Origin of the sequence: Ensifer adhaerens, from assembly GCF_020035535.1 — a bacterium.
GTDB lineage: Bacteria > Pseudomonadota > Alphaproteobacteria > Rhizobiales > Rhizobiaceae > Ensifer.
This window is the reverse complement of record NZ_CP083350.1, coordinates 1-24530: the sequence shown is the minus strand read 5'-3', so window position 1 is coordinate 24530 and position 24530 is coordinate 1. Positions and strand designations below refer to the sequence as shown.

Annotated in this window: 20 protein-coding genes and 3 pseudogenes; 13 read left to right on the top strand and 10 right to left on the bottom strand. The window is 59.8% G+C overall.

Annotated features, from left to right (window positions below):
• Positions 1 to 43: 43 nt before the first annotated feature.
• From LAC81_RS20520 to LAC81_RS20510, 3 genes are all read right to left on the bottom strand, one after another.
• On the bottom strand, positions 44 to 1234 hold the full coding sequence (locus LAC81_RS20520; protein WP_223729079.1) for a DUF1173 domain-containing protein: 1191 nt from the start codon (positions 1232 to 1234) through the stop codon (positions 44 to 46).
• 388 nt (positions 1235 to 1622) lie between these two features.
• Positions 1623 to 2027: a type II toxin-antitoxin system VapC family toxin gene (locus tag LAC81_RS20515; RefSeq protein WP_223729078.1), complete on the bottom strand. Its 405-nt coding sequence runs from the start codon at positions 2025 to 2027 to the stop codon at positions 1623 to 1625.
• Positions 2024 to 2284 (bottom strand): antitoxin, encoded by a 261-nt coding sequence (locus LAC81_RS20510; RefSeq protein ID WP_223729077.1) that lies wholly within the window; start codon positions 2282 to 2284, stop codon positions 2024 to 2026. The genes LAC81_RS20515 and LAC81_RS20510 overlap by 4 nt, the downstream gene beginning before the upstream one ends.
• Positions 2285 to 3256: 972 nt before the next feature.
• Between LAC81_RS20510 and LAC81_RS20505 the strand changes: the two genes are divergently transcribed.
• The 5 genes from LAC81_RS20505 to LAC81_RS20485 all read left to right on the top strand — a co-directional run bounded on the left by LAC81_RS20505 (position 3257) and on the right by LAC81_RS20485 (position 7352).
• The gene (locus LAC81_RS20505; protein ID WP_058323403.1) at positions 3257 to 3580 is read left to right on the top strand and encodes a DUF736 domain-containing protein; all 324 of its coding nucleotides are present in this window, start codon (positions 3257 to 3259) and stop codon (positions 3578 to 3580) included.
• 335 nt (positions 3581 to 3915) lie between these two features.
• Positions 3916 to 4083: a hypothetical protein gene (locus LAC81_RS20500; RefSeq protein WP_223730445.1), complete on the top strand. Its 168-nt coding sequence runs from the start codon at positions 3916 to 3918 to the stop codon at positions 4081 to 4083.
• Between the two features lie 341 nt (positions 4084 to 4424).
• The gene (locus tag LAC81_RS20495; RefSeq protein ID WP_223729076.1) at positions 4425 to 5390 is read left to right on the top strand and encodes an IS481 family transposase; all 966 of its coding nucleotides are present in this window, start codon (positions 4425 to 4427) and stop codon (positions 5388 to 5390) included.
• Positions 5391 to 5448: 58 nt separating this feature from the next.
• A protein-coding gene (locus LAC81_RS20490; RefSeq protein ID WP_223729075.1) for an IS5 family transposase occupies positions 5449 to 6203 on the top strand; the annotation gives its coding sequence in 2 pieces (ribosomal slippage) (positions 5449 to 5782 and positions 5782 to 6203; 756 coding nt in all).
• A 114-nt stretch (positions 6204 to 6317) separates the two neighbouring features.
• Positions 6318 to 7352, top strand: a complete 1035-nt coding sequence (locus tag LAC81_RS20485; RefSeq protein WP_223730413.1) for an IS110 family transposase — start codon at positions 6318 to 6320, stop codon at positions 7350 to 7352.
• 651 nt (positions 7353 to 8003) lie between these two features.
• Here the strand turns inward: LAC81_RS20485 and traG are convergent.
• The 3 genes from traG to LAC81_RS20470 are packed head-to-tail and all read right to left on the bottom strand — an operon-like array spanning position 8004 to position 10424.
• Complete coding sequence (traG, locus tag LAC81_RS20480) at positions 8004 to 9917, bottom strand: Ti-type conjugative transfer system protein TraG (protein ID WP_223729074.1); 1914 nt, start codon at positions 9915 to 9917, stop codon at positions 8004 to 8006.
• A complete protein-coding gene (locus LAC81_RS20475; protein ID WP_223729073.1) occupies positions 9908 to 10147 on the bottom strand; it encodes a conjugal transfer protein TraD in 240 nt (79 codons plus the stop codon). Before LAC81_RS20475 ends, traG begins: the two co-directional genes overlap by 10 nt.
• On the bottom strand, positions 10137 to 10424 hold the full coding sequence (locus tag LAC81_RS20470) for a TraC family protein (protein ID WP_223730412.1): 288 nt from the start codon (positions 10422 to 10424) through the stop codon (positions 10137 to 10139). Before LAC81_RS20470 ends, LAC81_RS20475 begins: the two co-directional genes overlap by 11 nt.
• A 221-nt stretch (positions 10425 to 10645) precedes the next feature.
• Between LAC81_RS20470 and traA the strand changes: the two genes are divergently transcribed.
• Entirely contained in the window at positions 10646 to 15265 is a 4620-nt protein-coding gene (traA, locus tag LAC81_RS20465) for a Ti-type conjugative transfer relaxase TraA (protein ID WP_223729072.1), read from the top strand.
• Positions 15266 to 15542: 277 nt separating this feature from the next.
• On the opposite strand, the gene rctB is transcribed toward traA, so the two are convergent.
• The gene (rctB, locus tag LAC81_RS20460) at positions 15543 to 15869 is read right to left on the bottom strand and encodes an SMa0974 family conjugal transfer regulator (RefSeq protein ID WP_223729071.1); all 327 of its coding nucleotides are present in this window, start codon (positions 15867 to 15869) and stop codon (positions 15543 to 15545) included.
• Between the two features lie 244 nt (positions 15870 to 16113).
• Between rctB and traI the strand changes: the two are divergent.
• The 3 genes and pseudogenes from traI to LAC81_RS20445 form a co-directional block, all read left to right on the top strand.
• Positions 16114 to 16704, top strand: a pseudogene (gene traI, locus LAC81_RS20455) (acyl-homoserine-lactone synthase TraI); the annotation flags it as partial.
• A 162-nt stretch (positions 16705 to 16866) separates the two neighbouring features.
• Entirely contained in the window at positions 16867 to 17628 is a 762-nt protein-coding gene (locus LAC81_RS20450; protein WP_223729070.1) for a winged helix-turn-helix transcriptional regulator, read from the top strand.
• A gap of 34 nt (positions 17629 to 17662) precedes the next feature.
• The gene (locus LAC81_RS20445) at positions 17663 to 19015 is read left to right on the top strand and encodes an amidohydrolase family protein (RefSeq protein ID WP_223729069.1); all 1353 of its coding nucleotides are present in this window, start codon (positions 17663 to 17665) and stop codon (positions 19013 to 19015) included.
• Positions 19016 to 19132: 117 nt separating this feature from the next.
• On the opposite strand, the gene LAC81_RS20440 is transcribed toward LAC81_RS20445, so the two are convergent.
• The 3 genes and pseudogenes from LAC81_RS20440 to LAC81_RS20430 all read right to left on the bottom strand — a co-directional run.
• Positions 19133 to 20482, bottom strand: coding sequence for an MmgE/PrpD family protein (locus LAC81_RS20440; RefSeq protein ID WP_223729068.1), 1350 nt, complete (start codon positions 20480 to 20482; stop codon positions 19133 to 19135).
• 32 nt (positions 20483 to 20514) lie between these two features.
• On the bottom strand, positions 20515 to 21591 hold the full coding sequence (locus LAC81_RS20435; protein ID WP_223729067.1) for an ornithine cyclodeaminase: 1077 nt from the start codon (positions 21589 to 21591) through the stop codon (positions 20515 to 20517).
• 161 nt (positions 21592 to 21752) lie between these two features.
• Positions 21753 to 22450, bottom strand: a pseudogene (locus tag LAC81_RS20430) (integrase); the annotation flags it as partial.
• Between the two features lie 382 nt (positions 22451 to 22832).
• Between LAC81_RS20430 and LAC81_RS20425 the strand changes: the two are divergent.
• The 4 genes and pseudogenes from LAC81_RS20425 to LAC81_RS20405 all read left to right on the top strand — a co-directional run.
• Positions 22833 to 23078, top strand: a complete 246-nt coding sequence (locus tag LAC81_RS20425; RefSeq protein ID WP_223729066.1) for a type II toxin-antitoxin system ParD family antitoxin — start codon at positions 22833 to 22835, stop codon at positions 23076 to 23078.
• Between the two features lie 2 nt (positions 23079 to 23080).
• On the top strand, positions 23081 to 23398 hold the full coding sequence (locus tag LAC81_RS20420) for a type II toxin-antitoxin system RelE/ParE family toxin (RefSeq protein ID WP_223729065.1): 318 nt from the start codon (positions 23081 to 23083) through the stop codon (positions 23396 to 23398).
• Positions 23399 to 23962: 564 nt separating this feature from the next.
• The gene (locus LAC81_RS20410) at positions 23963 to 24238 is read left to right on the top strand and encodes a ribbon-helix-helix domain-containing protein (protein WP_223729064.1); all 276 of its coding nucleotides are present in this window, start codon (positions 23963 to 23965) and stop codon (positions 24236 to 24238) included.
• Positions 24219 to 24480: pseudogene (locus LAC81_RS20405) on the top strand (type II toxin-antitoxin system RelE/ParE family toxin); the annotation flags it as partial. The gene LAC81_RS20410 and the pseudogene LAC81_RS20405, both read left to right, overlap by 20 nt.
• Between the last annotated feature and the right edge of the window lie 50 nt (positions 24481 to 24530).

The window sequence follows — 24530 nt, the reverse complement described above, 5'->3', positions numbered from 1 at the left end:
GCTCTCAGCAAAGACAATAACCATCCCTCCTGCACTCTGGCGATCACGGCAATTTCGGCATGTCGCCCTCGGCGATGCACCAAATCCAAGGTGTCATCTCTGGTCTCGCCTCGATCATTTCCGCCAATGCCAGCTGGTAGTCCCCACTTGCACCGGCCGGGATGATGAACATCGCGACCGGGGAGGGCCGCTCTTCCGGTAAGGTGACCGACACGATTGGTTGCTCCTGTGGGAGATTGAAGCGTAGCCCTTTGACGGACTTGCGTCGCAGCGCACCCAGTCTCTCCAGAAGATGACGTTCGTGGACGTTTTCGAATGGGATCCAGTTGCCGTTCACCACCATCATCGCGAGTTCTGCGACGGCAGCGACCCCGGATGCCGAAATCCCAAATGTCGCAATCATAACGAGATGCAGCTCATCGTTCGAACGCCATAACTCCAGTTCCGTTTCGTATTTGGCGTTGAGCCGCTTCCATGTTTCGTGTTCAAGCATGAGTGGAAAGGGCAGATGCCGAAGCGTGATCCGATGCCCCACGCGCGCGGGTATGAACTCCTTCACTTCCGCCACCATAATCATCAGTTTGCGCGGTCCTGTCCCGGACGCTTGCGCACCGGCAAGTGCGGTCGCTCGGCGCGCGGCAATTGCTTCCTTGTCCTTCTGACGGAAAGTCTCCGGCACAAACAGCATGTCGCTGAGCAGACCGCCGCGAGTCGTCATTTGCGACGCGGCGTTCATTAGGCTCGTGCGGACCCGACCCCAGCCGCGCTTTCCGGCCCAGGAGGAACGCCATTCGGTCAATTCACCCATTTCCCACAGGTAGTGCAACATCGCGCGCAATGATAGCTTCTGTGGCTCATTGCGAATGGCGCGCTCTGACGCACCCGCCGATTGAGGTGCGGCCGCTCGCGGACCTTTCTTCGTCATCGAAAAATCAATCTTCAAGTTTGCCCTGCCGTTCGCATCGACCTGGATGGCATTGCCGATTAAAGGACCGAGGCCGGACAACTCGTAAGGGGGGTCGTAGGAGGGGCAAGCCGGGTCGTGATCGCGCCCCGAAAGCGGCATGCGTTTGACGAAATGCTGCCCCTCGAGTTGCGCGATATACATCGGAACCGGCGGTTCCTTGCACTGACAATGTGGACGGAGCCCCTGTTCGTAAGCACGTGGAAGAATAGCCTGGAATTCGTTCGATTCCTCTTCGAACGACCTGTCGCCAATCAGAAACCGTCGCACATTGCATCTCCGCCGCCAATCCAAGGGGCCTGTAAGGGACGGTGACGATGTAGCACGGATCTGTCGTTTAGACTATCAGAAATGCGATGGTATAAGGTGGGCGCCCGTGCAGCAGCGGTGGAGGAAGATGTTTTTCTGCGAAAGCACGCGTCCGAAGATGTCGGCGGAAACACGCCGGCTACGAGAGCTTTGCGTGAATCATGTCGGACAGAGACGATGCGAATACGCTTAAACCAAACGGTGCGTCGGCCGCATCTGTCACAGCTGAAGCGCAGTGAACCGAAGACAGCACAGCGTGTTGCCTTCACGGCGGTTGGTCATCTCGTCGTTGGCACTCAACCACGACGATGTCGCGGCCTCGCGTGCGCGGCCCTGAACCTGTCGAGGCTCACACCGACCAATCCTCCACATGCAAGTTCTCAACCCGGTTGAACTCGCCGACATTGTTAGTGACGAGGGTCAATCCACGGGCTTTCGCCTGCCCTGCGATCAGCACGTCATAGGGGCCAATGGGCGTCCCCTTAGCGGCAAGGGCCGCCCGGATCTCGCCCGCGACAAAGGCGTCATTCTGGTCAAAATCGAGGATCGAAAAATCCGCCATCAACAAACGCAAGGTTTCCAGGTTGTGTTGGACCTTTGCGCTTTTTTGCGCTCCAAAATAGAGTTCATACGCGACGACCGAGGGTAGGCCGAGACTGCCCTGAGGGCTGTGGAGAACACGGCTGACCAATCTATCCGATTTTCGGCCGATCAAGGCAATGACAGCGTTGGTATCGAGAAGGTGCGAGATCACTGAAACACCGCGTCAAGTTCCGGTCGATCCTGCTGTTCCGGCTGCTCGCGCCCGCTCTCCATGAAGTCGTCAGTCATGCCGCGGGCCAGCGCTGCCTTCAGCGACGACCACGGCTCGCCCGCCTCGACATGCGGACGGAGAATGAGAGCATCGCCCTCCTGCGTGATCTCCACGCGCTCGACGTTGAAGCGGAATTCCTTCGGCAGGCGGACGGCCTGCGAGTTTCCGGACTGGAATACGCGTGCAAGATGGGGCATGGTCGCCTCCCTTGTGTATCTACGGAGGCGTATATACGGCTTTTTGACGCTCAGTTCAAGACAGGTCACTCTCATCCGGCGATCTGCCCGAGCGGGCGCGGATTCGCCGGCTCGGCTGCACGAAGCCTGCGCCGCGCCTTGACGACGTGACGATCCCTTGCGTTCGGTGAGTTCCCGGGGGCAGGAGCTTCACTGCTCGGCGTTATAGCCCTCGCCGTTCGCAGCCGATCGCCGCGGCGATCCGTTCATTGTGTTTTTCCGACGGAGATACCATGGCAGCGTCGGGCCCTCGGCGATCAGGCAGGTCGGCGACCCCGGATATCGTCAAGCGATGCCAGCCCCGATTGCTCAGGACCGACTGATCGGAGCAGACGGGTGTCTGTCGGGGACTGTACTCGTGTCGAGACCGGACGGCGGGCAAGATTGTCGAAGATCGACTTGGTCGATCTCGGCGGGGCCGAGCGTCTCGAGATATTGCAGTACGGCTTTCTGGCAATATGGTCCACCGCGGTCGTCTCAACTTGCACCCGAGAGATGTGGCGGCAGTCGACGCTCCTTGCTGCTTTCGATTGGCAGAGATGGGCGAGGGGGCGTAGCGCAAACCGTTGTGATGTGCCCACGTTGCAATGTGCCGGCGGTCTTAAGCAGTGCCAATCTAGGTTGCCTGAACGGTCTGTCACCGGCTTCGGCTGCAACAAGACCATTCCCGTTTCTACATCGCCCTTTAGTCGACCGCCTGCTTTCGCGGTCAACCCCTAAAAGGGGTACGTCTCGCACGAAAATTCAGCAAAATTCGATTTGGGTTCTTCATGCGGGCTTCTTGCACTTCTTCCGGCAAGCGGAACGAAGCGCGCCCGCCTTTTTTCGGAAAATAGAATTTCCCAGAATTTTCGTGCGAGATGACCGCAGCAGATCGGCCGTCTCTTCGCGCGTCATCGGGAATGGTCCCGAGCAACCGAAGGAGACAATACCATGGCAACCACGATCGCAGCTCTGACGCAGAAGACCGACGGCACTCTCGAGGGCGTCTTCGCCACGATCCGGGTCAACGCCCCTATCGCCATCATCCCCAACGCCAACAAGGCAAGCGAAGAAGCCCCCGACTACCGCGTCATCCACCGCAAGACTGGCTTTGAAATCGGCGCGGCCTGGAACCGTGTCGCGCGCCAGACCGGAGAGGAGTACCTCTCGGTGAAGCTGGAAGCTCCGGAGATCGGGGTGATCTTCGGCAACCTTGCGCAGGCGCCGGGCGGTGATCCGAACCGCAAGGTGATCCTCTGGAATAACCCGAACTGATCCGCCAACGCCGGTCCCGACCAATCGGGACCGGCGCCCTGAACGCGTTCGGTGCCCAAGCGGACTGTTCATGGTCGATAGGACCCGGTGCGGGCATCGAGCCCGCACCGGGTCCGCTACCCCTGCCACACGAGATCAAAAACTATCTGCTCAGGGTGCCAAGTCTGTCATGAGCAATCGTGCCGCCTCAAGGACGAGCGGTTACCCCCAAAATGCTCACGCATTTCGGCTCCCCCACTCGCCGGCTCCGCCGGTCGCGTCCCGCGATCCTTGACCCAGCCCGATCCTCGCGACCACCGGCGCCATCTTTCACATTATCCAAGGAGATGACGGCAATGACGGTTGCACTGGAGGACCACATCGAGGAACTGCGCCGCGAGCTGAACTGCTGCGACGCGGCAGAGCGCGCTCAGATCGCAGAGGAGCTCGAACTGGCACAGGCGGAATTGGAAGTTGTAATCGCCGAACAGAAGGGCCGCATCGATGCCAAGCCTCCCTTCTAAGGGAGGCCATTAGCCATGTGTAGACCGCTGACGGCGCGCTTTGGGATAGTCTGCATCCTGTCGAACGATCGGACGGGGCTCGTTGAGGTCTGAATAGTTCGGTGCAGGCAAATTGCGCGGTCTTGCGGATGGTCAGCTCTTCAGGAAACGGCAGGACGTTGGTTATGATTGATGCAATTTGCGCACATTTCACACATATTTCAACCGCAGGACACGTGACCGCAATCGCTCTAAACCAAGTTCCCGTTCGATCTTTCCGCCGCGCTCGATCATTTTTCGACTAGGTGTTTGATCCCAGAATTTGATGGTGCGATCTTTTCCGCCAAATGGAAGGAAGCACTATGGGCCAAATACGCCACGGCAGCGCCACGACCACGTACGCGGTCCGAGCTGCAATACAGCGATCGCAAGCTTCGGCCGCGGAGTTGAGCCGGAGCTACGGGATCAATCCGAAGACCGTTCTGAAGTGGCGCAAGCGGGCAACGGTCGAGGACCTCAAGACCGGACCGAAGGAGCCGCGTTCAACCGTTCTCAGTGAAGAGGAGGAGGCGATCATCATCGCGTTCCGGCGGCACACGCTGCTGGCGCTCGACGATTGTCTCTACGCTCTTCAGGCAACAATCCCGCATCTGACGCTTTCGTCATTGCATCGATGCCTGCAACGCCATGGAATTTCGAGACTGGCAGAAGTGGATGGCGACAAGCCGTCGAGGAAGAAGTTCAAGGTCTACGCAATCGGCTATTTTCACATCGACCTGACTGAGGTGCAGACCGCCGAAGGCAAACTCTACCTCTATGTCGCGATCGACAGGACCTCCAAGTTCGCCTTCGTCCAACTGGTCGAGCGCGCCACCATCCGAACGGCGTCAGACTTCCTGGAGGCACTGGTTGCAGCCGTGCCCTACGACATCCACACGGTGCTGACCGACAACGGCATCCAGTTCGCCGACATCCCGAAGAACCGCAACGGACCAACCGCACGGTTCCGGGGACACCCGTTCGATTGGGTATGCGGGCGACACGGCATCGAGCATCGGCTGACCAAACCCAAGCATCCTTGGACAAATGGCCAGGTCGAGCGGATGAACCGGACACTCAAGGAGGCAACCGTCAAACGCTATCACCACGACAGCCACGACCAACTGCGCAGACACGTCGGCGATTTCGTCTCGGCATACAACTTCTCCCGCCGGCTCAAGACGCTCAGGGGCCTCACGCCCTATGAATTCATATGCGAGATATGGACTTCCGAGCCAGAGAGATTCACCCTGAATCCGATCCATCAGATGCCGGGACTAAACACCTAGGGTCAGGACCTATTAATTTGGTTTGAGATGTGATTCACGGTTCCGGAAGGAGACCGTGATGGGTGATTTGTTTTTGCTGAGCGAGCGCCAGATGGCGCGGATTGAACCCTATTTCCCGCTGGCGCATGGCGTACCGCGCGTCGATGATCGCAGAGTGATCAGCGGCATCGTCTACGTTATCAAGCATGGCCTGCAATGGAAGGACGCGCCGAAGGATTACGGGCCGCATAAAACGCTCTACAACCGTTTCATTCGCTGGAGCCGGCTCGGCGTCTTCGACCGCATCTTCGCAGCGCTGGCGGCCGAAGGCCCGAAGCCCGAGCGCATCATGATCGACGCGACGCATCTGAAGGCACACCGGACGGCGGCGAGCCTGCTCAAAAAGGGGATGTTCCCCGTCGTATCGGGCGAACCAAAGGCGGACTGAACTCCAAGCTGTATACCGTTTGTGACGGTGAAGGCCGTCCGATCATCATGATACTCAGCGAAGGGCAGATGAGCGATCACAAGGGCGCACGTCTTGTGCTTGACGCCTTGCCGCCAGCCAAGACGCTGATTGCCGACCGGGGTTATGACAGCACGCAGTTCCGAGAGGCACTAAAAGAAAAGGGCATTGAGCCCTGCATTCCCTCAAGCCGCAGCCGAAAGATACCTTATCCCTACGACAAGAGCCTCTACCGTCAGCGCCACAAGGTCGAGAAGCTCTTCGCCAAGCTCAAGGACTGGCGGCGCATCGCCACCCGCTACGATCGATGCGCACACACCTTCTTCTCCGCCGTCTGCATCGCAGCAACCGTCATCTTCTGGCTTTGATCAATGAGATGCTGTAACGGGGCCTGCGCCGTGCACCACCAGCTCACTCATCTCGCAATTGCCCACGGCAAGCTGTCGCTGTTCCCGTATCAGTCTCAATCGGAGGAATACGGGATTAAACTTTTTATCGGACTGGATGTATCACTGGCGAAGACCGCGGTCTGTGTGATCAACGAGCATGGCAAGATCGTAAAAGAAGCGCAGGTTCCCAGTGATCCCCAGGCGATCGCAGACTTTGCAAACACCCTGGAGGGAGCGGTCGCCATCATAGGGCTGGAAGCCGGACCGCTGTCCCAGTGGCTGCATCGCGGTTTGACTGATGCCCGGCTGGATGTCGTTCTGATGGAAACCCGACAGGTGAAGGGCGCACTGAAGGCAATGCCGATCAAAACGGATCGGCGTGACGCGGAAGGGATCGCCCGACTGCTTCATCTGGGCTGGTTCAGGCCGGTACATTGCAAGTCCGTGTCGGCACAGGAGGTTCGCGCGCTTCTGGCCGCCCGCAAGGCGATTCAGCAGGGCATGATCGCGCTGGAGCTGTCATTGCGCGGACTGCTGAGAAACTTTGGCCTGAAGGTCGGCGCCATCTCACGCGGCCAGTTCGACGCCCGGATCAGGCAATTGGTGGAAGGCAATTCCATGTTGCAAGCAGCGTCCGGGCCGATGTTACGTGCACGCACCAGCCTGCGCCATGAACTGGCAGGGCTCGAACGTCAGGTCCGCCTGCTTGCGAAGGACGACGCGGTGTGCCGGCTGTTGATGACGATGCCAGGCATCGGGGCGGTCGTCGCCTTAACTTTCCGATCCGCTGTCGATGATCCCGCGCGGTTCTCATCGTCCAAGAAAGTTGGTCCATGGGTTGGCCTTACACCATCGCGCAACCAGTCCGGGGAGCGCGACGTGATCGGCGGCATTACGCGAGCCGGCGACGCCAATCTGCGAAGAGCCTTGTGCCAAGCGGCTACCGTCATGATCCATCGAGGTCGCTCGACATGGCGGAGAAGCTGGGCTGCACAGGTTGCCAAACGCCGAGGTGCAAAGCGCGCGATGGTGGCTTTGGCAAGGCGCATCGGCACCATCCTTCACCGGATGTGGAAGGATGGCACGGAATTCTCCCCGACAGTCCCGTTGATCGCCAAGTCGGCCTGAGCGTTCACATTAAAACCATATCGTTGCCGTCTGCCTGAGCGCAGACCTTCGAGGTCCCAACCGGGACGCGGTTCCGATGATGCCGTGGTCAGGACTGTCGCAGGCCTCGGTCGAGCACGCCAATGAGATGGGCACATCGGAATTACCGCACTGGACCAGCATCATGTTGGCAGCCATCGCGCTGACCACGGACCGAAGCATGAACCCGGGGTGACCTCAAACGAAGGGCGAAGCAAGCCAGGCATCGGCGAAAGGGAATCTGTAGGGATTATTTACCGCCCTGGCAGCATGACGGCGCTGCTGCGGTCGTCACTTTTTGCTTGACTGGGACGGCCCCGTTACCGAAGTCCTGAGCCTAGGTGAACACTCCCAGATGGGGACCTGGTTCGCTCCCCTTGAGGTCCTTGCTAAGGGCGACGGAATTGCCGTAGGCAAGGACATTGCCGCTCGCATCTCTAACATAACTTGGCGCGCATCGGCTGGCGCTGCCGTCTTTCAAGCCGGATGCCACTCACGGGGTTACTTCGTCGTAGACCCATTCACTGTCGTCGACGGTCATGCACATCTCTGTTCGAACGGGTTTCCTTCCCAGCCTCGATGCGCCCGTGTTCGGCCGGCGCAATAAGCATGAGTACGGCTTGGCGTGGAACGTTAAACCCGGACAAAGCGGTTTGGCTTAGCTGCCTGATCCATATCCTTCCGCCGAAAATAGATCGCGCGCCCGCAACGGATCGGGCTATGACCTTGCACGATAATGATCTGCTCGTCTTTGCGCATCGACTGGGTGATCTCGTGTGGCATGATCAGCGACCGGCGCTGGAAATTAACGCTTTCGGATTGGCGGGCCCCGGCGGTTTTTGTGTCCCAGCCAACGTTACGGGAACTCCTGTTTACCTCCACCGTCATCTCACCGCATTGGGCGGAGACGTTGCGCGCTGTGTCCAGCGCTTTGATCGCGGCATAGCTCGTGAAGGCGCAGCCGTCCATCCACGACGTCGCGCCATCCCTCCCGAAATGCCGCTCCAGCTGGCCGACCGATTGGTACATCAGCATCATTGAGATGCCGTACTTTCGGCCGCGGTCGCGCGCCTCTTCCATAACGCGCATGTATCCGAGAAGATCGACCTCATCGAGCATGAACAACGCCCGGCGCTTGAAGCCGCCATCGGCGTGGATCATGGCATTGATCAGTGAGCCGATGATCACGCGGCCGATGCTCGGATAGGAGCGCAGGATCGATGCTGGGATGTTGAGGAAAACGTCCTTCTTGCCCGAGACGATGTCACTCGATTTGAAAGCATTGCCACAGACGAGTGCGGCGTAGCTGTCGAGCGACAGCCACTGGCAGTCCTTCGATGCTGTCGAGTAGACGCCTGAAAACGTCTGCTCGGTCATGTTGGTGAAAACGCCGAGCGTTTCACGGATGAAGGCGGACGCGGAATGCTCCTGAATGTCACGTAGCATCGTCAGCACCGAGGGCTCCGGCTCGGAGACGATCTGCCGAAGACTGCGTAAGGTTCGCCGCCCTTCATATTCCGGCGACAGCATCACGTGCGCGAGCAGGCCGGTCAGGAGATTGTGTGCTTGGTTCTGGAAGTAGGAACCGCTCGAGCTTTCGAAACGCACGCTCTCCGACAAGAGCATGTGGGCAATGCCGACGATGTCTTCTTCCTTTCGTTGCGAGTTCTCGATCCCGTCGAGTACGTTGAAGCCCATGGTCGGGTTCGTCGGATCAAGCACCATCACCTCGCGGTCGAGGACGCGGGTTCGGTGCTGGATCACCATGGGCGCGAGCTCGGTGGAAGGGTCGAGGCAGATCAGCGGCCCGGTATAACGCAGCGCCGTCGGCACGACATTGCTTGTGGTCTTGTATCCACCCGACCCGGCGAAGAAGAGCATATGAGTGGAATCGAAATCCTGCTTGTAAGTCAGTAGCGGCGCCTTGCCGCCTTTCCCCCATGTGGCCGGATCGTTTGGATCGAAGGGCAGTTCATGGACGATGTCCTTGTCGACGCGATAGCGCTCGCCGACGACGATCTCGCCGTCCGGCGGAAACAGTCTTCCCGCTGCCGACATCGGCAGCCAGTCCGCGTCCCCGAAGGCTCCGCGCCTGGCGCGCTTTACCGGTTCGGGGACCACGGTGGAAACGCGCGCGGCCACAGCCACGGCCATGAAGCCAACGACTGCGCTGACGACAGCGACCATGTCGAGATAGGACAGCGCGCGCTCCCATGATAGCGCGCCGCTTTCCACGGATGGGGACAGTCGGCCGAATTCACGCAGCGCGTAGAGGCTGGCGACTGTCAAAAAACATACGAGACTCGCCATGGCTACCGGCATTCGCCGATGCAACGGCAAGGCCCACACGGTCAACAGGCCTGCGAGCGGCCCGAGCAATAACGGTGGTAGCGGTGAGGCTCGTAGAAACCAGTATGCCGCCTTCCCGGACAGTCCGGCGGCGAGCACCGACCAGCGCCAGCCCACGACATAGACCGCAAAGGCGGTGACAGCGACGGGCAAGAGAATGAGCAAAAGGCTCGGATGCGGTTTTGACTTCAGTGCCATTCCGACGTCTCCACGATACGAGGTGATCCGCCCTCTGACGCGGGAGCCTTGAATGCTTCCTCGCCGATATCGCGCAGGCGCCGATGCTCGGCGCTGCCCGGCGCGACGCTTGCAAGTTCGATGAGACCGCCGAGTAGAAAAGCCCGGTCGGCCTTCGTGAGACCCGCTCTCGCGACAATGCCACCGAGCAGGAATTTCTCTCGGGACTCGCGCTTTCGTTCACTCGTCATGAGAAACCTCCGCCGTCGTTCCAGACCCACCACTTGCCTGTCGACGCGGTGAAGCAGTTGAGCCAAAGGCGCCTTCCTTCTCTCCTTCGCGAAATCGAGTAGCGATTTCCCCGAAGACCGCGTCAAGTTCCTCGTCAGTGATCTCGATTTCCGCCAGACCCGATTTCGTGGCTGCGCGCGCAAACCGCTCAGCGGATTTTACTATCAGAGTTCGTCTACGCTCGCGCAGCTTTTCGATCTGGGCGTCGATATCGGAAATCGATGATTTTGTGGCCATACCGGTGTCCTTTCCTGTTTGAGAAATCTGACCGGCGCCGATTATACTATCTATAATCTGATAGTAAATCAGGTTAGTGTGCTCCATCCCGAAAACGTCGCAGCCGGAATTCCGATCGTCGGCCGCCTTCCGGAGAAGCGGCACCGGTCCTTCGGTCCGACTGGTTTGAGGGCGCAATATACGTCGCTGGCGCGACGTGCTTGAGAGGTTCGGAGGCAGTCGTGGCGATCATGTTCGTCAGAGCGCAGGTGATCAGCAGGGGTGCAGGACGCAGCGTCATCTCGGCTGCCGCCTATCGCCACCGTGTCCGGATGATGGACGAGCAGGCCGGGTCTTCCTTCAGCTATCGCGGCGGAGCCTCCGAGCTGGTGCATGAGGAACTGGCGCTGCCGGACGATATCCCGGGCTGGCTTCGGGCGGCGATGGACGGGCAATCTGTTGCCGAGGCAAGCGAGGCGCTCTGGAATGCAGTGGATGCGTTCGAAACGCGGGCGGACGCACAGCTTGCGCGGGAGTTGATCATCGCCTTGCCGGAAGAGCTGACGCGGGCGGAGAACATCGCGCTGGTGCGCGAGTTCGTCCGGGATAATTTCACATCGAAGGGAATGATCGCCGACTGGGTGTTTCACGACAAGGACGGCAATCCGCACATCCATCTGATGACGACGCTGAGGCCACTGACGGAGGAGGGGTTTGGGCCGAAGAAGGTGGCGGTGCTGGGCGAAGACGGCGAGCCTTTGCGTGTCGTCACGCCGGACCGGCCGAATGGCAAAATTGTCTACAAGCTTTGGGCAGGCGACAAGGAAACCATGATGGCGTGGAAGGTCGCCTGGGCTGAAACCGTCAACCGGCACCTGGCCCTTGCCGGCCATGAGATCCGTCTCGACGGCCGCTCCTATGCTGAGCAAGGGCTCGGTGGGATCGCGCAGAAACACCTTGGTCCGGAGAAGGCGGCGCTCGCGCGCAAGGGTGCCGAGATGTATTTCGCGCCGGCCGATCTCGCGCGGCGGCAGGAGATGGCCGACCGGCTGCTTGCCGATCCGGAGCTTCTCCTCAAGCAGCTCCGCAACGAGCGTTCCACCTTTGACGAGCGCGATATCGCCAAGGCGCTGCACCGCTATGTCGATGATCCAGTGGACTTCGCCAATATCCGCGCGCGGCTCATGGCTTCGGACGACCTGGTACTGCTGAAGGCGCAGCAGGTCGACACCCAAATGGGCAATGCGACAGAGCCGGCGGTGTTCACAACGCGGGAGATCCTGCGCATCGAATATGACATGGCGGAGTCAGCCGAGGTTCTGTCGATGCGAAAGGGCTTCGGCGTCTCCGGTGCCAAGGCCGCCGCCGCCGTCCGAAGCGTCGAAACGGCCGATCCGGAAAAGTCCTTCAGGCTCGATGCGGAACAGGTCGATGCGGTCCGTCATGTCACGCGCGATAATGCCATCGCGGCGGTCGTCGGGCTTGCCGGCGCCGGGAAGTCGACGCTGCTTTCGGCGGCCCGCGTCGCATGGGAAAGCGACGGTCGACGGGTGATCGGCGCGGCCCTTGCCGGCAAGGCTGCCGAAGGGCTGGAGAACAGCTCCGGCATCATGTCGCGCACGCTGGCGTCGTGGGAATTAGCTTGGGCCGGCGGGCGCGAGCAGCTCGACCGCGGTGATGTGCTGGTGATCGATGAGGCCGGCATGATCCCCTCGCAGCAGATGGCGAGCGTCCTGAAGGCAGCCGAGGACGCGGGGGCGAAGGTCGTGATCGTGGGTGACGCGATGCAGTTGCAGCCGATCCAGGCGGGTGCGGCGTTCCGGGCAATCACTGAACGGATCGGCTTTGCGGAACTTGCCGGCGTGCGGCGGCAGCTTGATGCGTGGGCGCGCGATGCATCCCGTCTGTTCGCGCGCGGCAAGGTTGAAGAGGGCCTCGATGCCTATGCGCAAAGGGGCCGCATTGTCGAGACCGAAACCAAGGCCGAGATCATCGACCGCATCGTTGCCGATTGGGCCGATGCCCGCCGTGACCTGCTTCAGAAATCTGCCGTGGGCGAGTATCCGGGACGTCTTCGCGGCGACGAACTGCTTGTGCTTGCCCACACCAACGATGACGTTCGGACGCTGAACGAGGCCCTGCGCAGGGTCATGAACGACGAGGGCGCGCTGACAGGTGCGCGCCAATTCCGAACGGCACGTGGGCTTCGTGAGTTTGCCGCGGGCGACCGGATCATCTTCCTCGAAAACGCCCGCTTCCTTGAACCACGGGCAAAGCGGGTTGGTCCCCAATATGTAAAGAACGGCATGCTTGGCACGGTCGTTTCATCCGGCGACAAACGCGCAGACGCGCTGCTGACGGTACATCTCGACAATGGCCGGGACGTCGTGATCAGCGAGGATAGCTACAGCAATGTCGATCACGGCTACGCCGCGACAATCCACAAATCTCAAGGCTCGACCATCGACCGGACCTTCGTGCTCGCCACCGGAATGATGGATCAGCATCTGACCTATGTGGCGATGACCAGGCATCGTAACCGCGCCGATCTCTACGTGGCGCGCGAGAACTTTGCACCGAAGCCGCAATGGCGGCGCAGGCCCCGTGTCGACCATGCAGCCGGCGTCACCGGTGAATTGGTGGTCACAGGGTTGGCCAAGTTCGGGCCGCAAGATGATGATGCCAAGGAAAGCCCCTACGCCGATGTGAGGACGGACGACGGAATCGTTCATCGACTTTGGGGCGTGAGCCTGCCGAAGGCACTTGAGGAGGGTGGTATCTCGACAGGCGATACTGTGACGCTACGCAAGGATGGCGTCGAAACAGTCACGGTGAGGGTGCCCATTACTGATGAAAAGACCGGCAAGAAGCGCCTCGAGGAACGTCAGGTCGAGCGTAACGTCTGGACTGGAACCCAAGTTGAAACTGCCGATGCGCGCAAAGTTAGGATCGAGCAGGAAAGCCATCGGCCGCATGTGTTCAAACAGCTTGTTGAGCGCCTTGGGCGATCTGGCGCCAAGACGACGACGCTCGATTTCGAAAGCGAGGAAGGCTATCGGGGGCATGCCCTTGATTTTGCCCAGCGGCGCGGTATCGACACGCTTGCCCGGGTCATTGCGGAATTGGAGGAGGGCGCGGCGCGATGGTCGGCGTGGCTTGCGGAGAAGCGGTCGCAGCTGGCGAAGCTCTGGGAGCGGGCGAGCATGGCGCTTGATTTCGCGATCGAACGGGAACGGAGCGTCTCGTACAGCGAGGAACGCAGAGTATCTTTCGCTGCCGGCAACCCGTTGGGTGGAAGCTATTTGATCCCGCCCGCCACCGAATTCCCCCGCAGCGTTGAAGAGGATGCGCGTCTCGCGCAGCTCTCCTCGGAACGGTGGAAGGAGCGGGAGGAAATACTCCGGCCATTGCTGCAGAAAATCTATCGCGACCCCGACGGCGCGCTGTCGGCGCTCAACGCTCTGGCGTCAGGCGCAGGCGTCGAGCCGCGCAAGATCGCCGAAGATCTTGGCCTTGCGCCCGAACGCCTTGGCCGATTGCGCGGCTCTGACCTCATGGTCGATGGTCGCGCCGCTCGAAACGAGCGCAACGCGGCCATGGCCACTTTATCGGAGCTGCTCCCTTTGGCGCGCGCGCATGCAACCGAGTTCCGCAGGCAGGCGGAGCGCTTCGCCAGCCGAGAGCAGCAGCGGCGCGCTGATATGTCATTGTCCATTCCCGCTCTTTCGAAACAGGCGATGGCGCGTCTCGTCGAAGTCGAGACGGTCCGGGAGCGCGGCGGGGTCGATGCCTACAAGACGGCCTTCGCCTATGCCGTTGAGGACCGTTTGCTGGTGCAAGAGGTCAAGGCCGTCAACGAGGCGTTGACCTCACGCTTTGGCTGGTCTGCCTTCACCGCGAGGGCCGATCCGATCGCCGAGCGAAATGTTGCCGAGCGAATGCCGGAAAATCTCGCGCCTGACCACCGTGAAAAACTGGTGCGTCTGTTCGAGGTGATCAGGCGTTTTAGCGACGAGCAGCATCTCGCAGAAAAGCAGGATCGCTCGAAAATCGTTGCCGGCGCAAGCATCGAGTTCGGAAATGAAGCAGTGCACGTGTTGCCCATGCTTGCCGCCGTCACGGAGTTCAAGACATCCGTCGCCGATGAAGCGCGGGATAGGGCGCTTGCCGTTCCCCATTACAATCATCATCGCGCCGCGTTCATGGACGCGGCGACACGCATCTGGCGCGATCCGGCCGGCGCGGTCGGCAAGATCGAGGAGCTTGTCGAAAAGGGTTTTGCCGGCGAGCGGATTGCCGCAGCCGTCATCAACGATCCGGCCGCTTACGGAGCGTTACGTGGCTCCGGTCGCACAGTGGACAAGTTGCTTGCTGCCGGCCGGGAGCGGAGGGCCGCGCTTCAGGCTGTGTCGGAAGTAGCAAGCTGTATCCGTTCTCTCGGAGCGTCCTATGCCGCGGCGTTTGAGGTCGAGACCAAGGCTATCGCCGCAGAGCGCCGGCATATGGCGGTCGCCATTCCCGGTCTATCGCGGAAGGCTGAGGATACGCTGCGGCAGTTGACGGCAAGAATGAGGAAGAAGAATCGGGGGCTCGACGTTGCTGCGGGTCTGACCGATCCGCGCGTCGCCCAAGAATTCGTCGCCGTCAGCCGGGCGCTCGACGAGCGCTTCGGCCGCAACGCGTTCCTGCGTGGGAACAAAGACGTTTTCAACTTTGTGTCGACAGCGCAACGGAATGCAGTCGAGGCAATGCAGGAGAAGTTGAAGGTTCTTCAGCAGATCGTGCGGGCAGATCGCGGCCAGAAGATCGTTTCCGAGCGCCAACGACAGGCGGTCAATCGGGGTCGTGGTGTCGAGCGGTAGAGGCAATTCAAAGAGCTTCATCCACTCAGGTGTCTCGGCAGCCGGTCCTTGCCGCCTGGCGCGGCATCAACATCCCTCAAAGAGTCGCGGCAGTTCGTCGCGCGAGGCGGTAATAATTGAAAGCGTCATTGCAGCCCACTGGCTCTTCGACACAACGAAATATTTCTGTTGCCTTGTTGCCACAGGCTGCGACTGCAGCGCGATTATTTCCGCAGCGACATCGTCACCAGCTTTAGACTTTTATCACGCTCCGGTTTATGAATCAGGTGATAGAATTCTACGGAAAAACCTTTGACAGACACGGGAACCGGCCGGCCGGGTGCCACCCAACGTCTTTACCTGTAAATTCCGGTAGCGCGGCCAAGGCCACCTGCAAAAGCGTCCAGATACCGTAAAAGGCGAGGGTGTCCTGCGCGTCTATCCGAAAATGCAAGCCCTCGTCCGTCGGCCTTAGCGTCACGCGTGCGTCACCGAAGTCCAGCGACCGATCGACCCCCGTGGCGCCGATCGGGCTCCAGTATTCGCGGTAACGGGCGAAGACCTCGCTTACGCCCTGTTCCGCATTCTGGACTGGTACGAAGGCTTCTGCGGTATGCTTGTACATCGGCACTCCTTGCTGCAAATCCTCGCGCGCATTGAATTATCAATTTCGGCTCTCGGCGGCTTCGCCACCTTGGCTCTGCACGCTCGTGCACGGTTTTTCGATACAGACCGCTGATGTATGACAACTCATACGTGCGATATTCATGCACGCTTTGGACGAGCGCTCGACTACTAATTCTATTAGTCGCCTAAGCGCGGAAACTCGTGTCCAGTGGTCTGAAGCAGGTTTTCTTCGGAGAATGGAGATGGAGATACTAGCTGTCCCGGCCGCAGCGCGCGGAGAATTTGCTGACTTGATCGACTCGATGCATCGGTTGCGTGCGCGAGTCTTTGGCGACAGACTGGACTGGGATGTAGACATAAGGGACGATCGTGAGGCCGATGCTTACGATCAATTCAATCCCACCTATATCCTGGCCGTTTCTACCACAGGTGCAGTGGCGGGCTGCGCGAGGCTCCTCCCGGCTACTGGGCCGACGATGCTCGCCAATACATTTCCGCAGCTCCTCTCATCGCGACGGCTCGAAGCCCATCCAGGCATGGTCGAAAGCTCGCGCTTTTGCGTCGACACGGCGCTCGACGAGGGCAGGACGGGGGCAGTTCTCCATGGGACGACGCTTGAGATGTTTGCCGGCATCATCGAGTGGTCGATGGCGAACGGCTATTATGAAATCGTCACGGCAACGGACCTGCGGTTCGAGCGCATTTTGAAACGCGCCGGCTGGCCGATGCAACGTCTTGGTCGGCCGTGTCCCATCGGCAGCACGATGGCCGTAGCAGGCGTGCTTCCTGCCGACGCCGCGAGCCTTAATCGGGTTCACGCTGCTGCCTGTCGCCAGGAACACATGTGCACCACAACTTCGCTGCTTGAGGTGGCACGGCGTGGAACAGCGCCTTCTGCCGATTTATCGCAAGCGGCCACACCGCCCACAGAGGACGATGCAGGTCCTCACGAGGGATCAGATCACAACTGACGCTGCGCAATAGAGGAGAGGTCTTTGAATTCCGCGCGACCGCAGATCCTGATCGGTTCGACCGATGCGGATTACTATCTGCTACTCGTCCACATCCTGGAATCCGAGGGATATCAGGTCATTCTTGGTTCCGGGGTCGAGGAGATCGTCCATTTTGCAGGCGAGTACGATGTCGGAGCCATTCTTCTTGATTGTCGATCGGGAGAAAATTGGGCTCCCGCAGCCTGTGTAAAGCTGAAGCAGGAGCCGCGGACATTCGGGATTACGACCGTCGGGTTGATTGGCCCTGGTGCGGAAAGTCGATTTATCGATCTGCTGAAGGCCGGGATTGACGAGAATTTCGTCAGACCGATCACCCCCTCCAAGCTGCTCAGCTTCCTACGCGACCGTATCCTCCTTCCGCGAGTGTCGGGTCCGATGGCGAGCGACGGTCATATCCTCGTCTATGCAGGAATTGAACTGAATACCAACAGGCATAGCGTCAGGCGTCTCGGCATCAACGTCCACTTGGGACCGATCGAATTCCGGTTGCTGCAGTTTCTGATGGAGAACCACGAGCAGGCGTGCAGTCGCGCACAACTCATTGAAGCTGGTTGGCCCGAGCGCCGTTTCGTCGACGTCAAGACGGTGAATGTTCATATCGGTCGACTGCGCAAGGCGCTGAGCGTGACCGGCGGCCCTGATCTCATCCGCACGGTTCGATCGTCCGGCTACATTCTCGATGGTTCCGGTCAGGAACGATCGCAGTACAACCCGGCTCGGCCGGGCCAAGGGACTGGCGACTAGAACCGCACCCCGGTTGATGAAAGGAACAGCTGTCATGGATCTGGTAATCCGAAATGGAGGTCTCATCACCGGCGACGGCAAGACGTTTCACAAGCGGGCTGCCGTATATGTCCAGAAGGGACGGATCATAGGTGTCGACGTCGCCGCAGGCGCTGAAATCGCGGCCGCCGCGCGAGAAACCATCGATGCGACCGGCGGCATCGTTATGCCAGGCCTCATCAATGCACATGCGCATGGATGTATTCGGGGGCCTTCCATGCCGAGCGGCTCGAAGCCATTTGCAGGCGAGGATGTTGCCTATTTCCGGAACCGTCATCTTCTTCAGGGAACAACGACCCTTTTGAACGTCTGCGGCCTGGCCATGGCCGACGAAATAGATGTCGACGACGCAGAACCTCATGCCATGGATATCCGCGTTTCCACGGCTCACACTCCGAAAAACATCGAGGCGGCGCTTGTGGTCGACGGAAAGGGACTTTCAGCACGACACCTGACCGCGACGACAGATGAACTGTTGGCCTGCGGCGCGGTCGCCCTTGGCGAGGCAGGTGGTGGGCAGACACTGGGTGGTGGTGCGCAAGAGTACAGGTTCATCCCGCAAGCCTTCCTGCACGAGTTCGGGGTCGAAGTGACACCCGCAGCCGCGAGGCGATTGAAGAACGCGGTTATTGGCCGCTATCTCGATCCGGCAGACGGCCTGTCGAACTTAAAACTGACCGACGAGTTGGAGTGTTGCGGTCTTTCCGGGCTCGCCGATGCGGATCGCGTTCGCGATATCATCACGCGATCGGTGATGCCTTCGGTTGCCCTCTCGCTGGCCGGATTCGATGAAATCGCACGCGAAGCCAAGCGGTCAGGATTTCCCGCGATCTTCCACAATGCGGCACCATCTGCGAAGCGTCTGATTGCCGCGGTCGAGAAGCACCCGAAAGCACATCTCGTCGCCGGTCATAGCAATCACCCGAGCTTTCACCCGGAGGAGGCAGTCTCGATTGCCCAGAACCTGAGAGGGAAAGGGGCCATCATCGATGTTTCGACACTGGATTGTATAGGGACGCGCTGGCGCAACGATCCATCCAACCTTGACGCACTGATCGATGCGGGCTGTGTCGATACGATTTCGACCGATTTTGCCGGCGGGCATTGGGATGGAATTCTTGAAGCGATCCAGCGAATGGTCAGGAAGAAGCAATTGTCTGCGGCCGAAGCGGTGGCCCTTGCTTCCGGGAATGTCGCGCGTGTCTTCACTCAAATGGCCGGTGACCGCGGACTGATTGAAAAAGGCAAGCGCGCAGACCTGATCGTTGTCGACCACGTTAATCTGAGCCGGGTCAGGCATGTCGTGATCGCAGGCCGTATAGTCGTCAGGAACGGCCGGCTTATCTGACGGCGCCAGCCGGAGATGGCTCTCGCGTCGACTCCGACAGTGTTTGCCCGCGGCGGCAGTTGCGAGATGTCGGCGACGGATATGATCCGAATGACACAAAGGGCGGAGATCGAGGTTTCAGTCGATCAATCGCATCCTCAGGCGCTGGAGGAGAGGGACCGCATCACCTTTTTTCAGTGCCTCAAAAGCCTCCAAGACAGTATTTTGCGCCCTGGGAGAAAGCTTGCACCGCGTCGCTGCCGAAAACTTATCGATGAGATCCTCCCAGTCTAAGGGGCGCGCCTTGTCCCCGCGCGGCGAGGTCATCTTGGAGGTGATCAATCTGCCGTCGATCATTTGCAGGCGTACCTGGGCAAGGGTCTCAGTCGGAAAACGGGCGTCGATCTCAGGATTGACCGAGAGACGAACCTTGCGGGCGAATTCGATGAGGTCCGGCCTGCCCAACTGAGCACTACCGACCGGCGCCAGCGCCGCAGCTCCATCGACAACAGCAATCGCCATGCAATAAGGCAGACTGTATTGGATCTCCGTCAATGTACTGGGAGACAAGGTGTTTGAAAGTCGCAGAGCCCATTGAAAGGTCTGAACTTCAATTGATGCGATTTGTTCGGTCCTGATGTCCGCGACTTCCGAAAGCGCGGCAAAGGCATCAAGAGCGGGATGGATGTAGCGGCAGCAGGAATAAGGTTTGAAATAGACCCTCGAGATCTCAGCCGGATCAACCAAGTTCGCGATGATGCTCGGCCGGTCGAAGTGCGACTCATGATCGAGCAAATCCTGCGGCCCGGTAAATCCCCGCTCTGCGAGGCGCAATGCGGTCAAGCCCGTCACGACACTCCAGGGAATACCCTCCTTGACGTCGTTCCCGGTGAGGTTGGCATAGCCAGAGCTGCCGCTCGCCTCCTGATTTGGTGCGAGCACTCCGGCTACAGCGAGTGCGTGCGCGAGTGCCGGGGGATCGGTTCTGTAGAGGCGGCCGGCCGCGGCCACGGCAGCATAGCCGGTCCAACGTCCCGATTGTCGGCTTTTGATCGCCTGCGGGTTCTGCGCCACGGCGATGCGAATTCCGATCTCGTATCCGAGAGCGATTGCGGTCAGGAGATCATCGGCGGATGAACCAATCGCAGATGCCACGGAGAGTGCCACGGGTATCACAGCCGCACCAGGATGACCGCGCGCGGCGCGATGGCCGTCGTCGAAATCGAGCGCGGATGCTGACGCAGCGTTACAGACTGCCGCAGCAGTGACCCCGAGACATTCACCCGTAAACCAGACCGAAGCCCGGCCGCTTCCAAAATCGTCCCGGGCGACCGCGCGGGCTGCGCGCGCACTCGGTACATCACAGCCGACAACGTAGGCGGTGACCGCATCCACGATACAGCAGGTGGCACTTAACCTCAGGTCGGGCGGCAGAGCATCGGAAGGATAGTTCGCCAGATACTCTGCGAGGATTTCTGTGACATACATCCGCCCCTCCTTAGTGCTTGGGCTGCCGGGCGTCAGTTCGTGACAGATGAGTGGACGGATGACGCCGTGCCCCCGTCCGGCGAGAACCAGGTTTCGTAAACATGAGCGGCGACGTAAAGGTCCAGCATGGGTAGGCCGACGCATGTAATGAGGATCGGGAATTCCGATCCCCCGCCCGCGTCACCGAAATCCTTTAAGTTCAAGACACCGAGCACTGGGCCAAGCCGCTCCAATGTCGATCCCTTGCGTGAGAAGTGGAGCGCCAGGCTTTGCGAATTTCGCCGCGACACCATGGAAATGTCATCACAGAGCGCCAGGCCCGACCGAAGAACTTTTTGGATATGGCCGGACGGCGTCTCGTCTCCACCGAGATGCAGGACAACGGCATTTGGGCAGATTTCTGCGCTCTCAAAAACCGGTGCGCTGGCATTGGAAGCGGTGATGACGAACCGGCAATCGCGCAGCCTCTGATTATCCGCGACAGCTTCGAGCCGAATTCCAAGTGACTGTCTCTGCCTTTTTACGAGTCGGTGCGCGGAAGTGCCTGAGCGACTGCGCACGTATATTTTCGAGATGATGCCGGGTCCGAAATGATCGAGCACTCTGATGATCTGCTCGGCAATGGGACCCGCTCCAAAGAGGAAAACAGACAGTTCTTCTGTTTTGGGGAAGAAAAGTTCAAGCGCCATTGACGCATAGGTTGCCGTTCTTGCGGCAGAGATATCGGTTCCGTCCATCACGCAAAGCGGGCGCAGCGTGAAGTTGTCGAGCAGCAGGATCGTCGATGTCGAACGCGGCTGACCGAGCCGCCGATTTATCGCATTGGCACCAACCACCTTCACGGCGGCGTATCTGGCCCCGACACTGGAGAGCGCAGAGAGCTTCCAGCCCAACCGCTCGCCTTGCAACGTATCCCGGTAAGCTTCAAACTGGGGTTGGTTCCACAAGGTGGCTTCGGGAAAGGACAAGACAGATTTCAGGCCATGGGCCTGGCCCAGGCGGATGTCAGACCAAGCTGCCCTGGCGGCATCGAGGAGCGCGGATGCCTCGAGACGGACGCCGAGGCGCTTCATTTCCGCAAGTGAAATGTATCTGGGTGTGCTCTCCATCACCGTTCTCCGTGAAATTGTCGACGTCATGCGACCGGGAGCAATTTCACATCTGGAACGGAGGGATTAAAGGAAAGGTTTGGATACATTTTTGTCGTCTTTAAATGAACGACTTTTGCCGCTGAGCCGAGGCCGAACCGGATATGGCGATTTCGCGCTGCGGGAAGGGAAGGGGAATTCGCGTCGTTCGGATCGTCACGAATGGATTCTTCGTCGACAAGATCCGCAACTTGCAGTCCCGCAATTTCCGACCGCCGCCGCCGCCGGAGGCAAACGTGATCAGAAGTAGCGCCCGGTCGCGCAGATCGACCAGGCGCTCGCCGGCGCAGACCTGCAGCAGTAATGCGAGAATGTCGGCGGTGACGGCCTTCTTGCTTGCGCTGTCGCGGTCGGGCGCTCACGCGCACGCAAGGCGCAAGGAGGATTTGAGCGAGGGGCTGTTGAAGGTACCGGTGAGCCCGCGCCAGCGGGTGAGGATTTGACCAACTGCTCAGACGTCGACGTACCGTATCAGGGGCATGGGGGCATTTCGCGCGAAGCAGGCGGTATCCCGCAAGCCGGACTCGACTCTGCACGCTTGATGGGACCCCAAAGATGATGGAAACGAATTTCAGCGGCAAGCTTTCCGGCGCCGGTCTGGGGAGGGGGCTGCCGGTGGCAAGCTGACACCAGGCCTCGAGCGTAGCCGAGATTGGAGGCGAGTGCGCACAGCGTATTGTCGCCTATGCCTTCGCCAGCGAGAGGTTTGAGCGTAGCGACGTCGTCGTCGGTGAGGAGCGCAGCGAGCTGGTCGCGCGGATCGAAGGGCGAGCTCTTCGGCGCGGCGGTGGATGGCGTCAGAAGGAGCGGTTTTCGCCATTTTCGCAGCTCAGCGGCTGTGGCCTTGCCGGATTCTAGGCTGTCGGTTTTCCAGGATCACCGGTTCGCAATGTTTTTGACGATTTGGCACCGGCGAAGATCGGCGGACTCTACCAGGTTCGGCGGATTTTTCGTCACTTCAAATAAGTTGCTGTCGTCGGTATGTAACGATCAACGGTCACCCTCCTGAACCGGAATTCCCTTCGCGCCCTGGTCAGGAACGAGGTCTTCGATGACCGCTGTTTGGCGTTGATACGGCAGTCACCGAGGCTCAAGCCTCTTGAAATCGAGTTCGGGCGTTCACCTGTGAGACGTGGCGACTGTGTCAATAATTGCGCAAGGATTGCTATTGTGGCATGCTGTGACGAATCCGGAGGTGTGGCATGAACGTTTCCATTGGTGACCGCTGGGAAGCTTTTGTATCTAACATCGTGAAGGACGGCCGTTACGGCTCCGCCAGCGAAGTGGTGCGCGAAGGCCTGCGTCTGGTCGAGGAACGCGAACAGAAGCTGAGGGCGCTGAGCAGCCTCCTCAACAAGTCGATTGCCGAGGGCGGTGAAGTGTCCGATGCTGATATTGACGCGGCGCTGGAGGCCAAAGCCGCACAGCTGACCAAGGAAGGCTTCTAAGCGTGCCGCAGCTTCGTATGCTGCCTTCGGCGCTCGCTGATCTGGTCAATATCCTCGAATACATCACCCGCCAAAGCGGCAGCTTGGTCGCGGGCCGCCGTTTTGTGGGGGAACTTCGGCAAAAGTGCCGCACACTTGCCGACCTCCCTGGCACACTCGGCCGATCGCGACCGGAATTGCGGGCCGATATCCGCAGTTCGGCGCATAAGGGATATGTCATCTTCTTCCGCTACGTCGATGACCGTTTTGAGGTAGTCAACATCATCGAGGGACACCGCGACATCGATGAGCTGTTTTCCTCGGCCGACATCGACGAGTGACATCCCGGCTGCCTGTCAGGGCTGTCCGTGCGACCGCGCTTTTCACGCAGACGCCGCGTTAGATTAAACTTCGCTCAGTGTAATCTCGGAGTACATACTCGCGTCCGCCAGCCACTGCTTCAAGGCCAACACCGGCCGGCCATGGGCGCCATCGTCTCTCGTGGTCGTCTTGGCGCGGCCGAGGCGGATCGACGGGTAGATGAGGAGGGGCGCACGAAGCCGCGACGCCTGGGCGGGAATAGGGATCGAAGCGGCCGCGGCAGCATTTGCAAATCACTTCGTCCGGAGCGTGCCCCAATTGCTTTGCACCTAGCGCTCGTCGATCTGCGCCGAAGACGCTAGACCCGTGCATAAGCGAGTGACCGGGGAATGTAAGCCTTTTCTCAAGCTCGGCAGGGTCGCCACCCGCGACGGCGGCAATCGCTGATCGCTCGACTAAGTGCGCCACCTGCTGATCATTAAAAACGATCCGGGCCGACGTCCTTGGCACTGCCGCCCTGACGGTCATCTCATCAGATTTGAAAAATATGCTACTGAGTAGCAAGGCTCAAGGGAGTTAAGCGGATGAGCGTGAAATCCTCGATTTCGCTGACGGACCAGCAGGATGCGTTTGCCCGTTCGCTGGTGGAGAGCGGCCGGTATCCCAGCATGAGTTCCGTTCTTCAACATGGCCTGGAACTGCTACGCCAAAAGACCGAATCTGAGGCCGTCGAAACCGCAGCGCTCCGCGAATTGGTCCAGCAGCGATTGAACGGGCCAATGATTTCTGCGACGGAAATAGAAAGCCGCGTCGCGGCAATGATCGAGCGGAAGCGACGGGTTGTTCGTGTGGACTCTTGAATATTCTGAGGATGCCGAACGCGATTTCGAGCTGATCTTCGATCATCTGTTCGACGCCTATGTCGAACTTGGGGATGCGCCTGACAGGCGGTGGAGCGTACTGCTAAACGGATCCGCAAATTGCATGTCGAGGTCGATCGTCTCGTCGATACGCCCTATATCGGGATGCGCCCCGATATTCATCCCGGGATTCGGCTTCTACGGCGGGACAAGGCGGCTATTTGGTTTCTACCGGTGGAACATAGCCGCGCAATCGTTGTCGCGGCAATTTTCTACGGCGCGCAGGACCACA

What these genes read in the sequence shown, in the direction of transcription:
- LAC81_RS20410 (WP_223729064.1), top strand. Translation starts at nt 23,963, where the DNA reads ATGAGCGTGAAATCCTCGATTTCGCTGACGGACCAGCAGGATGCGTTT.
- LAC81_RS20445 (WP_223729069.1), top strand. Translation starts at nt 17,663, where the DNA reads ATGGATCTGGTAATCCGAAATGGAGGTCTCATCACCGGCGACGGCAAG.
- LAC81_RS20470 (WP_223730412.1), bottom strand. Translation starts at nt 10,424, where the DNA reads ATGGCCACAAAATCATCGATTTCCGATATCGACGCCCAGATCGAAAAG.
- LAC81_RS20475 (WP_223729073.1), bottom strand. Translation starts at nt 10,147, where the DNA reads ATGACGAGTGAACGAAAGCGCGAGTCCCGAGAGAAATTCCTGCTCGGT.
- LAC81_RS20510 (WP_223729077.1), bottom strand. Translation starts at nt 2,284, where the DNA reads ATGCCCCATCTTGCACGCGTATTCCAGTCCGGAAACTCGCAGGCCGTC.
- LAC81_RS20505 (WP_058323403.1), top strand. Translation starts at nt 3,257, where the DNA reads ATGGCAACCACGATCGCAGCTCTGACGCAGAAGACCGACGGCACTCTC.
- rctB (WP_223729071.1), bottom strand. Translation starts at nt 15,869, where the DNA reads ATGTACAAGCATACCGCAGAAGCCTTCGTACCAGTCCAGAATGCGGAA.
- traG (WP_223729074.1), bottom strand. Translation starts at nt 9,917, where the DNA reads ATGGCACTGAAGTCAAAACCGCATCCGAGCCTTTTGCTCATTCTCTTG.
- LAC81_RS20425 (WP_223729066.1), top strand. Translation starts at nt 22,833, where the DNA reads ATGAACGTTTCCATTGGTGACCGCTGGGAAGCTTTTGTATCTAACATC.
- LAC81_RS20500 (WP_223730445.1), top strand. Translation starts at nt 3,916, where the DNA reads ATGACGGTTGCACTGGAGGACCACATCGAGGAACTGCGCCGCGAGCTG.
- LAC81_RS20435 (WP_223729067.1), bottom strand. Translation starts at nt 21,591, where the DNA reads ATGGAGAGCACACCCAGATACATTTCACTTGCGGAAATGAAGCGCCTC.
- LAC81_RS20440 (WP_223729068.1), bottom strand. Translation starts at nt 20,482, where the DNA reads ATGTATGTCACAGAAATCCTCGCAGAGTATCTGGCGAACTATCCTTCC.
- LAC81_RS20495 (WP_223729076.1), top strand. Translation starts at nt 4,425, where the DNA reads ATGGGCCAAATACGCCACGGCAGCGCCACGACCACGTACGCGGTCCGA.